Source organism: Pseudomonas sp. MYb541, assembly GCF_037479595.1.
In the GTDB taxonomy this organism is placed as follows: domain Bacteria; phylum Pseudomonadota; class Gammaproteobacteria; order Pseudomonadales; family Pseudomonadaceae; genus Aquipseudomonas; species Aquipseudomonas canadensis.
In genome coordinates this window covers 66,550-79,589 of record NZ_JBBGYS010000004.1, presented here as the reverse complement: position 1 = coordinate 79,589, position 13,040 = coordinate 66,550, and the positions used below count along the sequence as shown (strand labels likewise).

Genomic DNA, 13,040 nt, shown 5'->3' with positions numbered 1-13,040 from the left:
TTTCCTGGCGTTGTCCGGGGTTTTTCTTTTTTCTGCGACGAAATCCGGAAGCCCGCCAGACACCCCCCCCGTTATTGCTGGGTTGCACGGTTTGACGGGGTGCGCCAAGGGATGTTTATCGTCTGGAAAACCCTGCAGCCAGTGGACTAGGGTGGACATAAGCCCCGAGTTGGGGTGCTTGTGGAGAACCAAGATGGAGCGACATCACAGAAGGATCAACAATAAAAAAAGGCGCAAGTTGATTGCCGCCTACAAACTACCGGGGGCGCCCGGAAAACGTGCGGCTTTACCGCCGGACACCGAGGACGACTTCAACGCGGCCGTGGTCAACAACAGCGTAATTTCGTTTGCTGAAGGCCTATCGGGTCTGAATCGGGAATACGTGCGTAAAAGTTATCTGCTGGCCAGCAGCTACGTCAGCGATGTATTGAAAGTGCACCGCGGTACGGAGGATTGGTACGACGAATTCATCAAAGTGATGGTCAGCCTGGGGTGGCTGCCGGTGCGCAGCCGTTTCGAGCGGGTTTCAGGTGCGGGCAAGGGCCTGACCGTGCAGTTGGCGGCGCTGAACATTATTGCCGCCGTGTTGGCGTCGAGCACGTTGTCCGGGCCGCTGCTGACAGCGTTGCCGAAACTGGCGGCCGATGCATTGGAAGCGTTGAAGCAGACGCCTGCGTCTTTCGAGCTGTTCAAACGCAACAGCTCTGTGCACCAGGGCGCTGACTTCGGCCTGGCATCCTGTGTGCAAACAGACGGCGAACTGATGATGGTACTGGTGACCTACAGCAGCCATGGCGTGAGCAAACAGGTGGGTCTGCCTTTCCTGGAATGGGACAGCTCCTCGTTCGAGGCCTTCAGCGGGCAGACATGCCTGGTGCTGAATACCTCGGTGGTCAACGAAGAGACGATCCAACTGATGCGCGAGAGTGCGGGTGACAAGGTGCAGTTGGCGATCGCCAAATACCGGATCTAAGGCACCAGATAACCGCGCACACCGGTGAAGATGATTTGCGCGGCCAAGGCGCACACGAACAACCCCATCAATCGGCTGACAATCTGCAAGCCTTGGTCGCCGAGGATGCGTTCGATCCGGTTGGACAGGTACAGCACCACGCCCACCGTAAGGCTGGCCAGGGCAATGCTGAGGATGGCGGTGAGCTTGTCGTCCCAGTGCGGCTGGCTCACGCCCATCACCAACAGTGCGCCGATGGTGCCGGGGCCGACGGTAAGGGGGATGGTCAGCGGCACGATGGTCACGTCTTGCTGCACGTTGTCGGTCTGCACCGCCGACTTGCCCTGGGCCATGCCCAGGGCGGAAATGAACAGCACGCTGCCGGCGCCGATGCGGAAGGCGTCGACGGTGATGCCAAACACGCTGAAAATTACGCGGCCGAACAGGTAGAGCAGCACGCTCGATACCAGGGTCGCCAACGCCACCTTCCACGCCAGGCGGCGCCGTTCTTTGCTTGAGTAGCCACGGGTGAGGCTGATAAAGCAGGACAGCACGAAGAACGGGCTGTAGAGCACCAGCATTTTCAGGTAGACGCTGAATAACACGTGGAGCATGGAAAGTGGCTCGCGGCGGAAAGTGTTGCGCGAGTCTATCAGGCGGCAGCGATCAAATGTGGGAGCTGGCTTGCCTGCGATGACGATGGCTCAGGCAACTGATTTGTGTCTGACACACCGCTATCGCAGGCAAGCCAGCTCCCACAGGGGAGAGCATTCCAGGTCAGGAAGCAGTGCTGTGTTCTTGTTTCTGCTGACGCTGCGCCACCCAGAACTCCACCAGCTCACGCAACTGCGACAACTCCACCGGTTTGGCCATGTGCCCGTCCATCCCGGCCTGGCGTGCACGCTCTTTATGTTCCGACAGAATGTGCGCCGTCAGCGCCACCACCGGTGTGCGAATACGCTGGTGGCTGACTTCCCACGCGCGCAGTTGTTGGGTCGCCGAAAAGCCATCGAGGATCGGCATTTCACAGTCCATCAGCACCAGGTCATAACGTTGGGCCTTCATCGCCTCCAGCGCCTCTTCGCCATTGCTGGCGGTGTCGGGGTTGAGGTTGAGCTTGCCGAGCATGCCACGGATCACCTTGGTGGAGATGCTGTTGTCTTCGGCCACCAGGATGCGGAAATCCGTCGGCACGGTGATGGCGGCCGGTGCATTGAGGACCGGACGGGGTGGGACGTTGCCCTTGCTGCGCTGGGTCAGTTCGTCGGCCAGGGTGGTCTTGAGCGTGTAGCCCGCCACGGGCTTGGCGAGGATGCGCTTGATCCCGCAATTGCGCGCGATGATCTTGCTCGGCGCGTTGCTGATACCGGTGAGCATGATCAACAGGATGTCGTGGTTCAGGCTTGGGTCTTCCTTGATCTTCGCCGCCAGTTGCATGCCGGTCATGCCGGGCATGTTCTGGTCAAGCAGCACCACGTCGAAGTAATCGCGCAGGTGTGCCTTGGTGCGCAGCAATGCCAGGGCTTCCTTGCCCGACGGCACCGCGCTGACGTTGAGGCCCCAGGCCGAGCATTGCTGCACCAATACTTTGCGGCAGGTGTCGTTGTCGTCCACCACCAGCACCCGCGCGCCCTTGAGTGGGCCGTCGAGGTCGGAGGTCGGGTGTTCCAGGCGTTCCGGGTCCAGCGGCAGGGTCAGCCACAAGGTGCTGCCCTGATGGCTGCCGCTCTTGATACCGAACTCGCCATTCATCAGCAGGATCAATTGGCGCGCGATGACCAGGCCCAGATGGCCGTTCAGGCGGGTGGCCGAGAAGAAATTCTTGCTGTGCAGTTCGCTGTGCAGCAGGGCGTCACGTTCGGCGGCTTCCATCGGCAGGCCGCTGTCCTGCACGGCAATGCGCAGACGCGGCTTGGTGCTGCGATCATCCAGCGCGACGACGATCAGCACCTCGCCTTCGTCGGTCTTCTGCAGGGCATTTTCCAGCAGGCTCAACATGGCCTGGCGCAGGCGCGTCGGGTCGCCGCTGATCACACGGGGCACTTGGGGCTGGATAAAGCTGATCAGTTCGACGTTCTGTTGCTCGGCCTTGGCGCGGAAAATACTCAGGCAGTCTTCGATCAGCGCGTTGAGGTCGAACTGCACGTCATCCAATTCGATCTGGCCGGATTCCAGCTTGGAAATATCGAGGATTTCGTTGATCAGCGTGAGCAGTTCATTGCCAGCACTGTGGATGGTCTGCACGTAGTCGCGCTGTTTTACCGACAGCGGCGTGCCCAGCAGCAATTCGGTCATGCCCAGCACGCCGTTCATAGGCGTGCGGATTTCGTGGCTGATCTTGGCCAGGAACTCGGCCTTGGCGGCGATCTCAGCATTGCTTGCCGCCAGGTCACGGCTGAGGCTGAAGCGCGCTTCGACAATCGCCCGCTGGCGTTCGCCCAGCGCCAAGCTCATCAACAGACCACTGAGACAGATAAACGCCAGCAGCGTCACGATCAGGCCCTGTGGCGAGACCATCGTCAGGCCCAACAGCGCCGGCAGGATGATCAGCGTACCGATGTTGAACACCACCATCGCCGCCACGAACAGGCGTGCCGGGCGGTAGCCTTTCTGCCAGTGATAGGCCGAGACAAACAGCATGCTCAAGCCAGCCAATGCCACCAGGGCATAGGTGATGATGTTCAGCGGCAGGGTGTTGACGAACAACAGCAGCAGGCCGCACAGGACGATAAACAGGATGTCGGCCATCAACAGCTTGTTCAGCGGGTGTGGGCCCAGCGGCATGAAGAACCGGTAGGCAAACATCAGCCCACACGGCGCGGTCAGCAGCAGGGCCAGGTAGGCGCCCGGCGTCTGGATCGCGTGCCAGTTTGGCAGCCAGGGGCCGATCAGGTTGAGCAGCAGTGCGAGGCTGAGCATCAGCAGGATCTCGCAAGCCGCCAGCCACAGGCTGCTGCGCGAGCGGTGGTAGGCGAAACGGGTGATGTTATGCAGGATCAGCATCAGCAGACAGCCGAACAACAGGCCGTAGATCAGTGTCTGGGTCTGGTCGGCGGCGGCGAGCACGGCCGGTTCCAGGGTGATATAGGGGCGCAGTTCATGTTCCGAGACCAGGCGCAGGTAGACCTCTAAAGGTTTCTGGCTTTGGGGCATCGGCAGCATGAAGTCACTGCTGGGTAACGGGCGCTCGGCCTGGGGCTGGCGTGTGCCGGTACTTTGTTGCTCCACCAGGGTGTCGCCATCGAGTACGTAGAGGCTCAGGTGGGACAAATCCGGGGCAAAGACCCGAAGTACTTGTTCGTGCTTGCCGGGTTGCAGCTTGAAACGCACCCACAACGCACCGTCGGGTTCGGCGGCGGTAAGGCGGTCCAGTTCGATGGGGCTGAATTGATTGGTGTAGCGCGAGGAACGGATGTCGCTCAGTTGCAGGTCGGCCTGTTCATCAAGCAATACTGCCCAGCCACTGCCTTGCGCGGCGGCCTGGGCCGGGAACAAGCAGAGCAGTGTCAGCAGACTGACAGTGAAACCTATGGCGATCCTGAGCCAGCGCACGGCGAAATCCCTTCGTAGGTTGATGCACGGTTAACTATGCGCGGGTCGGCCGGCATACGGCAAGGGCCAGAGGCCCTTGCCTAGCCGAACGGATAGCAGCTTACTGGCTCTCGCCACGCTCCCGCGCAATGGCGCGATAGCCAATGTCCTTGCGGTAGAAGCAGCCATTCCAGTCGATTTTTGCAGCCAGCTTGTAAGCCTGTTGCTGCGCGGCGTCGACGCTGGCGCCCATGGCGGTAGCGCACAACACACGGCCACCGGCGGTCACGACCTGGCCATCCTTGAGCGCAGTGCCCGCATGGAACACTTTGCCTTCCAGCGTAGCAGCCGCGTCGAGACCTTCAATCACGTCGCCCTTGGCGTAGTCAGCAGGGTAGCCACCGGCCGCCAGCACAATACCGACACTCGGACGTGGATCCCACTGGGCTTCCACCTTGTCCAGGGCCTGGGCCAGGGCAGCTTCCACCAGCAGAACCAGGCTCGATTGCAGGCGCAGCATCACCGGTTGGGTTTCCGGGTCGCCGAAGCGGCAGTTGAACTCGATGACTTTCGGGTTACCGGCTTTGTCGATCATCAGGCCGGCATACAGGAAGCCGGTGTACACATTGCCTTCGTCGGCCATGCCGCGCACGGTCGGCCAGATCACCAGGTCCATGACGCGCTGGTGCACGTCGGCGGTGACCACCGGGGCAGGGGAGTAGGCACCCATGCCGCCGGTGTTCGGGCCGGTGTCACCGTCGCCGACGCGTTTGTGGTCCTGGCTGGTGGCCATTGGCAAGACGTTCTTGCCGTCGACCATCACGATGAAGCTGGCTTCTTCGCCGTCGAGGAATTCCTCGATCACCACGCGTGAACCAGCGTCACCAAAAGCGTTGCCAGCGAGCATGTCGCGCACGGCGTCTTCGGCTTCCTGCAGGGTCATGGCGACGATCACGCCTTTGCCGGCGGCCAGGCCATCGGCCTTGATCACGATCGGCGCACCTTTTTCACGCAGGTAAGCCAGGGCCGGCTCGATCTCGGTGAAGTTCTGGTAGTCGGCGGTCGGGATCTTGTGGCGTGCCAGGAAGTCCTTGGTGAATGCCTTGGAACCTTCCAGCTGGGCCGCGCCGGCGGTTGGGCCGAAGCAATCCAGGCCACGGCTGCGGAACAGGTCCACCACGCCGGCAACCAATGGCACTTCCGGACCGACGATGGTCAGGGACACATTCTTTTCAGCAAAGTCTGCCAACTGCTCAAGGGCCAGCACGTCGATAGCGACGTTCTCGCACTTGGCTTCAATGGCGGTACCGGCGTTGCCGGGTGCTACGAATACTTTCTGGACGCGCGGGTCCTGGGCAACTTTCCAGGCCAGGGCGTGTTCACGGCCACCGCTGCCAATGATCAAAACATTCATTTCAAAAACCTCGGATGACGCTGAATTCGGGAGAGCACCGTGGGCTGTGCTTTTCTGTGGGAGCCGGGCTTACCCGCGATGCAGGCACCTCGGTCGTCCAGCCAGACCAGGGTGATGCTATCGCAGGCAAGCCAGCTCCCACATGGAGCCGGTGCCCACAGGCGATCTAATCAATCAGTGGCGGAAGTGGCGCATACCGGTGAAGACCATAGCGATGCCAGCTTCATCAGCGGCAGCGATGACTTCAGCATCACGCATCGAGCCACCCGGTTGGATCACGGCGGTAACACCGGCTTTCGCGGCATTGTCCAGGCCGTCACGGAACGGGAAGAACGCATCGGAAGCCATTACCGAACCCACGACTTGCAAGCCAGCGTGTTCAGCCTTGATCGCGGCGATACGCGCCGAGTTCACGCGGCTCATCTGGCCGGCACCGACACCAATGGTCTGGCGGTTCTTGGCGTAGACGATGGCGTTGGATTTAACGTACTTGGCCACTTTCCAGGCGAAGATCAGGTCGTTGATCTCTTGCTCGGTCGGCGCGCGTTTGGTCACGACTTTCAGGTCCTGGCTGCCGATCATGCCGATGTCGCGGCTCTGTACCAGCAAGCCGCCGTTGACGCGCTTGTAGTCCCAGGCAGCCGCACGCTCAGTCGACCACTCACCGCAGGCCAGCAGGCGTACGTTGGTTTTGGCCGCCACGATAGCGCGGGCTTCTTCGCTGACGCTTGGGGCGATGATCACTTCAACGAACTGACGCTCGACGATCGCCTTGGCGGTCTCGGCATCCAGTTCACGGTTGAAGGCGATGATGCCGCCAAACGCGGATTCGGTGTCTGTGGCGTAGGCCAGTTCGTACGCCTGGCGGATACCGCCTTCAGCGTCCGGGCTGACCGCCACGCCGCACGGGTTGGCGTGCTTGACGATCACGCAGGCCGGCTTGACGAAGCTCTTCACACATTCCAGCGCGGCGTCGGTGTCGGCCACGTTGTTGTAGGACAGCTCTTTGCCTTGCAGCTGGGTCGCGGTGGCGATGCCCACTTCGGCAGGCTTGGCTTCTACGTAGAACGCCGCGCTCTGGTGCGGGTTCTCGCCGTAGCGCATTTCCTGGGCCTTGATGAACTGGCTGTTGAAGGTGCGCGGGAACTGGCTGCGGCCTTCGGTGGACAGTGTTTCAGCAGCCTGGTTAACAGTGCCCATGTAGTTGGCGATCATGCCGTCGTAGGCGGCGGTGTGTTCGAAGGCCTTGAGCATCAGGTCGAAGCGCTGGGCGTAGGTCAGGCCACCGGCCTTCAGGCTTTCCAGCACGTTGGCGTAATCGCTGGCGTTGACCACGATGGCCACGTCTTTGTGGTTCTTGGCCGCCGAGCGCACCATGGTCGGGCCGCCGATATCGATGTTTTCGATGGCGGTCGGCAAGTCGCAGCCTGGCTTGTTGATGGTGGCTTCGAACGGGTAGAGGTTAACGGCCACCAAGTCGATCGGCTTGATGCCGTGTTCGGCCATGATCGCGTCGTCGGTGCCGCGACGGCCGAGGATGCCACCGTGGATTTTCGGGTGCAGGGTCTTGACCCGACCGTCCATCATTTCTGCGAAACCGGTGTAGTCCGCCACTTCTACTGCGGCCACGCCGTTGTCCTGCAGCAGTTTGAAGGTCCCGCCCGTGGAGAGGATTTCCACGCCCAGGGCTTCCAGCTCCCGGGCAAATTCGAGGATCCCGGTCTTGTCGGAGACGCTGATCAAGGCGCGGCGGATCGGCAGGCGGGTAGTCTGGTCGGTCATTTCAATTTCCATCAAAAGCAAAGGAAGTCAGCAAAAAAGGCGACCGGTTTTACGCGGGCGCCTTTCTGGTTTGATTGAATGCTTACAGCAAATCGTATTGCTTGAGCTTTTTGCGCAAGGTGCCACGGTTGAGGCCCAGCAGCTCACTGGCTTTGGTCTGGTTGCCCTTGACGTAGTTCATCACGCTTTCGAGCAAGGGTGCCTCGACTTCGGAGAGCACCAGGTTGTACACGTCCGTGACGGAAGCGCCCTCAAGGTGGGCGAAATAATTGTGCAGCGCCTTCTCGACACTCCCGCGAAGGGTCTGGCCTTCTTCGCTCGGCGTGTTGAGGTGCTGTTTCAAATTGACGTTGTCGCTCACGGGTGTTGTTCCACTCACTAAAGTCTCGGTCATCATCGTCATGCGGCCACCCCCTCTCCGTCCCCTGTCCCCAGGCTCTTGTAACGCTCGCTGAAGAACTCACGAACGTTGGCGCACTGTGCTTCCGTATCATCCAAACGATTGAAGTGGGCGCGAAACTCCCTGGCGCCCGGCAGGGTTGCGAGATACCAGCCGACATGCTTACGAGCAATGCGTACTCCCATCACGTCCCCATAGAAGGCGTGCAGGGCGGCCAGATGCTCTAGCAGAATACGTTCCACCTCGATCAGCTCCGGTGCCGGCAACACTTCGCCAGTACGCAGAAAATGCTCGATCTCACGAAAAATCCACGGCCGCCCCTGGGCAGCCCGACCAATCAACAAGCCATCGGCGCCGGTGGCGTGCAGTACGCGCCGGGCTTTCTCGGCTGAATCGATGTCGCCATTGGCAAACACCGGCATCGACACCGCCTGCTTGATCGCAGCGATGGTGTCGTACTCGGCTTCACCGGTGTAAAGGTCGGCGCGGGTGCGGCCATGCACCGCCAGCGCTGTAATGCCTGCCTGTTCGGCGATCTTCGCCACTGTCAGGCCGTTCTTGTTGTCCCGGTCCCAGCCGGTACGGATCTTCAGGGTGACCGGCACATCCACTGCGGCGACAACGGCCTGCAGGATCTCGGCAACCAATTGCTCATCTTTCAACAGTGCGGAACCGGCGGCCTTGTTGCAGACCTTCTTGGCCGGGCAGCCCATGTTGATGTCGATGATCTGCGCCCCCAACTCCACGTTGGCCCGGGCCGCATCCGCCAGCATCTGTGCATCGCCACCGGCGATCTGTACCGAGCGGGGCTCGGGATCACCTTCGTGGATCATGCGCATCCGCGATTTGCGGGTGTTCCACAAGCTCATGTCGCTGGTGACCATTTCCGAGACTACTAGACCCGCGCCCAATCGCTTGCACAGCTGACGAAAGGGCTGGTCGGTAACCCCCGCCATCGGGGCGAGGATCAAGCCGTTCTGCAATGTATATGGGCCGATGCGTACCGCCGACATAGGACTTCCCTGTTGTGGGGCCGGATCATTAGAGTTCGAAAAAGGGTTGGCATGATACCCGCTCTCGATGACTGGATAAAGGCTGAATTGGATAAAATCTGAACAGTTATTTCTTTATCGCCACCGGTTTGGTTGCGCCCGGGAAAGTCAATAACCTGCCGTCAAATCTCAACCCATGCACCGATTCACTCTGGCGAGTGAAAGCTCAGGCTGTAATTCACGGCTTTATTGCCCGGATCGAGGATATCCAGGGAGATATGGATCGGGGTCTGCGAGGGCATTTCGCTTACTCCGGCCAACTCACCGCTGAGGTATTCGGCGGGTTTGAAGCGACGACTGGCAATCAGGCTGCCATTCAAATCGGCAAAACGCAGCTCCAGCAGTGGGAAGGGCTGGGAGAAGGTCGCACGGTTGTAGATAATCGCGTCCACCACCAGTGCTCCTGCGAAATCCGGATGGCTGCGCACCACCAGGTTGCTGCTCTTGATGTGGGCGATATCGACCCGTGATGGCACCGTGCAGCCCAGTGTGGGGCACAGTTGCTGGAACCACGGGCGATAGGCGTCCTGGCGGGCCAGTTCGTCGAATTGGTAGGCGATGTACTGGCCTGCGAGACCGGCGGCGGCGATCAGTACCAGCAATAGCCAGATCAGACGACGGCCCAGGCTGGCCGGACGCTTTTGCGCGTAGAGGTGCAGCGGGTCGTCTTCGAGATCCAGCAGTTGGTCGTCTTGCACGCTCGTTTCGGCGCGCGGGCGCTTGCGACGGGCTTTGGGGCGTTCTTCGGGTTCTACGTCATCGGCCGATTGGGTCAGTGGCGTGAACGGCGGTTCGATGTCGTCATCGTCTGGCGTTGAGCGCAGCGGCGGCTCATCGTCGATATCGTCGGTGTGGAACGACATGGACGGTTCTGTGCGCTGCCTCGTCGCAGGTTCGGGTGCGTCTTCAGTGACGTCGATGCGCTCTTCAGGCGGCTCGCTGAACAAGCTCGCTGCCCATTTTTCCTCTTCGGCCTTGACCGTGTCACGGCTGGCGCTGAAGGATTCTTCCTTTTGGCGGCGGTCGATACCGGACTGGCGACGATCTGCACCGATCGGCAACGTGTGCTGAATCTCGCGGCGTTCCAGTTTGGCCAGTTCTTCGTCCAGGTCCAGATTGTCCAGGTCCAGCTCTTCGGCAGTCCACTGCTTCTGGCTGATGGCCCGCGCTGGTTCAGGCGTCAGCTCAACCGGCACGTCTGGCTCAGGCGCGGACGCTTGGTCGCGCTGCTCTAGCAACTGACGAGCGGCATTGAACACTTGCAGGCACGAACCACAGCGCACCACGCCACGGGCCACGCTCAATTGAGCGTGGTTGACACGAAAGCGTGCTTGGCAATGCGGGCACTGGGTGACGAAACTGTCGGTCATGCGGCCATCCGATTCAGGCAAGCGCTCATTCTAGCGCCGACGACCGCTGATGCGTACCCAGCCATCGCGGTTGGCGATCGGATCCAGCTCGAAATCCTTCGCGTAGGCAGCGGCGACGTCTTCGCCCTGCTCGGCCAGGATGCCCGACAGCGCCAGGCGCCCGCCCGGCTTGACCAGGCTCGACAGCTGCGGCGCCAGCGAAACCAGTGGCCCGGCGAGGATGTTCGCGACCAGCACGTCGGCCTGCACTTGGGGCAGTTGCTCCGGCAGGTAAAGCGGGAATTTGCCTTCAGGGATGTTGTTGCGCCCGGCGTTATCGCGGGAGGCTTCCAGCGCTTGTACGTCGATGTCGGTGCCGACGGCTTCTTTGGCGCCCAAGAGCAATGCGGCAATCGCCAGGATCCCAGAGCCGCAACCGAAGTCCAGCACATGGCTGTCGTTCAGATCCTGGCCGTCCAGCCATTCCAGGCACAGCGCGGTGGTGGGGTGGGTGCCGGTGCCAAACGCGAGGCCCGGGTCCAGCAGCAGATTGACGGCGTCTGGTTCAGGCGCGGCGTGCCAGCTTGGCACGATCCACAGGCGCTGGCCGAAACGCATCGGCTGGAAATTGTCCATCCAGCTGCGTTCCCAGTCCTGGTCTTCGATGACTTCGCTGTGATGCTCTGGCAGCGGGCCGCCGGTGAGCAATTCCATGTGGGCCAGCACGGCGGCGGCATCGGTGCCGTCCTCGAACAGGGCCAACAAATGGGTGTGGGACCACAGCGGGGTGGTGTTGAGTTCGGGTTCGAAGATCGGCTGGTCTTCGGCGTCCATGAAGGTCACCGAGACGGCGCCGACTTCGAGAAACGCGTCTTCGTAGGTTTCGGCTTGTTCTGGGCTGATGGCGAGACGGACTTGCAGCCAAGGCATGGCGGGCACCTTTGAAAAAATGAGTGTGCAGCGGGGTAGGGCTGCGAAAGCGCGCAAGTTTACGCGAGCGGCGGGAGGGGTGTACACATAACAAATGTGGGAGCGGGCTTGCTCGCGAATGCGGTGAGTCAGTGAAGAGTATTTTAGCTGATGCACCGCATTCGCGAGCAAGCCCGCTCCCACAGGGTGATGTATCCATCCAGCAAAACCCAGGGCCCAGAAACAACAAAGCCGCCCGAAGGCGGCCTTGTTGGGTGGAGCACTTACTGGTTAGCCAGCTTGTGTTCCAGGTAGTGAATGTTCACACCACCTTCGCAGAAGCCTTCATCGCGAACCAGATCCCGATGCAGCGGGATGTTGGTCTTGATGCCGTCGACCACGATTTCGTCCAGGGCGTTGCGCATACGGGCCATGGCCTCGTCACGGGTGGCGCCCCAGGTGATCAGCTTGCCGATCAGCGAGTCGTAGTTGGACGGAACCTTGTAGCCGCTGTACAGGTGCGAATCCACACGTACGCCGTTGCCGCCGGGCGCGTGGAAATGCTTGACCAGGCCAGGGCTTGGGATAAAGGTTTTCGGGTCTTCGGCGTTGATGCGGCACTCCAGGGAGTGGCCGTGCATCTTCACGTCGTCCTGGGTGAAGGACAGCGGGTTGCCGGCGGCGATGCTGAGCATCTCCTTGACGATGTCGATACCGGTGACCATCTCCGACACCGGGTGCTCTACCTGCACACGAGTGTTCATCTCGATGAAGTAGAAACGACCGTTCTCGTACAGGAACTCGAAAGTACCCGCGCCACGGTAGTTGATGTCGATGCACGCCTTGACGCAACGAGCCAGTACTTCCTGGCGCGCTTTTTCGTCCAGACCCGGTGCTGGCGCTTCTTCCAGGACCTTCTGGTGACGACGTTGCAGCGAGCAATCGCGGTCGCCCAGGTGGATGGCGTGGCCTTGGCCGTCGGACAGTACTTGCACTTCCACGTGACGTGGGTTGGTCAGGTACTTCTCCAGGTAGACCATCGGGTTGCCGAACCAGGCGCCCGCTTCGGAGCGAGTCTGCTTGGCCGCTTCGATCAGGTCTTCTTCCTTGTGCACCACGCGCATGCCGCGACCACCACCGCCACCGGCGGCCTTGATGATCACCGGGTAGCCGACTTCACGACCAATGCGCAGCGCGGTTTCTTCGTCTTCCGGCAGCGGGCCGTCGGAGCCAGGAACGGTAGGCACGCCGGCCGCGATCATGGCGTCCTTGGCCGACACCTTGTCGCCCATCAGGCGAATGGTTTCGGCTTTAGGGCCGATGAAGGCAAAACCGGATTTCTCCACCTGTTCGGCGAAGTCAGCGTTTTCCGCAAGGAAGCCGTAGCCCGGGTGGATGCCATCAGCGCCAGTCACTTCAGCGGCCGCGATGATGTTCGAGACTTTCAGGTACGAGTTCGTGGCCAGTGGCGGGCCAATGCAGATGCTTTCGTCCGCCAGTTTCACGTGCATCAATTCGGTATCGGCCGTCGAGTAAACAGCGACGGTCTTGATGCCCTCTTCCTTACAGGCGCGCAGGATACGCAGCGCGATCTCGCCGCGGTTGGCGATCAGGACTTTTTGCAGTTTCTTCGCAGGTTTCAACATCGAAG

The 13,040-nt window shown here is 60.9% G+C and carries 10 protein-coding genes; 1 reads left to right on the top strand and 9 read right to left on the bottom strand.

The annotated features are described in order from the left end of the window. Positions 1 to 193: 193 nt before the first annotated feature. Positions 194 to 973, top strand: a complete 780-nt coding sequence (locus WH299_RS03755; RefSeq protein WP_323623071.1) for a hypothetical protein — start codon at positions 194 to 196, stop codon at positions 971 to 973. Here the strand turns inward: WH299_RS03755 and WH299_RS03750 are convergent. The 9 genes from WH299_RS03750 to accC all read right to left on the bottom strand — a co-directional run bounded on the left by WH299_RS03750 (position 970) and on the right by accC (position 13,035). Further along, the gene (locus tag WH299_RS03750; RefSeq protein WP_003171467.1) at positions 970 to 1,566 is read right to left on the bottom strand and encodes a MarC family protein; all 597 of its coding nucleotides are present in this window, start codon (positions 1,564 to 1,566) and stop codon (positions 970 to 972) included. The two genes, WH299_RS03755 and WH299_RS03750, sit on opposite strands and share 4 nt — an antisense overlap. Before the next feature lie 163 nt (positions 1,567 to 1,729). Next, positions 1,730 to 4,504 (bottom strand): hybrid sensor histidine kinase/response regulator, encoded by a 2,775-nt coding sequence (locus WH299_RS03745; protein WP_122730661.1) that lies wholly within the window; start codon positions 4,502 to 4,504, stop codon positions 1,730 to 1,732. A 100-nt stretch (positions 4,505 to 4,604) separates the two neighbouring features. Next, entirely contained in the window at positions 4,605 to 5,897 is a 1,293-nt protein-coding gene (gene purD / locus WH299_RS03740) for a phosphoribosylamine--glycine ligase (protein ID WP_122730663.1), read from the bottom strand. Between the two features lie 174 nt (positions 5,898 to 6,071). Continuing rightward, positions 6,072 to 7,679, bottom strand: a complete 1,608-nt coding sequence (purH, locus tag WH299_RS03735) for a bifunctional phosphoribosylaminoimidazolecarboxamide formyltransferase/IMP cyclohydrolase (protein WP_122730664.1) — start codon at positions 7,677 to 7,679, stop codon at positions 6,072 to 6,074. Between the two features lie 82 nt (positions 7,680 to 7,761). Next, the gene (gene fis / locus WH299_RS03730) at positions 7,762 to 8,082 is read right to left on the bottom strand and encodes a DNA-binding transcriptional regulator Fis (protein ID WP_002555375.1); all 321 of its coding nucleotides are present in this window, start codon (positions 8,080 to 8,082) and stop codon (positions 7,762 to 7,764) included. After that, entirely contained in the window at positions 8,079 to 9,092 is a 1,014-nt protein-coding gene (dusB, locus tag WH299_RS03725) for a tRNA dihydrouridine synthase DusB (RefSeq protein ID WP_016976994.1), read from the bottom strand. Before dusB ends, fis begins: the two co-directional genes overlap by 4 nt. Before the next feature lie 185 nt (positions 9,093 to 9,277). Further along, on the bottom strand, positions 9,278 to 10,501 hold the full coding sequence (locus WH299_RS03720; protein WP_123474024.1) for a DUF3426 domain-containing protein: 1,224 nt from the start codon (positions 10,499 to 10,501) through the stop codon (positions 9,278 to 9,280). A gap of 30 nt (positions 10,502 to 10,531) precedes the next feature. Next, positions 10,532 to 11,410 (bottom strand): 50S ribosomal protein L11 methyltransferase, encoded by an 879-nt coding sequence (gene prmA / locus WH299_RS03715; RefSeq protein ID WP_122730670.1) that lies wholly within the window; start codon positions 11,408 to 11,410, stop codon positions 10,532 to 10,534. Positions 11,411 to 11,673: 263 nt separating this feature from the next. Then, a complete protein-coding gene (gene accC / locus WH299_RS03710) occupies positions 11,674 to 13,035 on the bottom strand; it encodes an acetyl-CoA carboxylase biotin carboxylase subunit (protein ID WP_010213490.1) in 1,362 nt (453 codons plus the stop codon). Positions 13,036 to 13,040 lie beyond the last annotated feature (5 nt).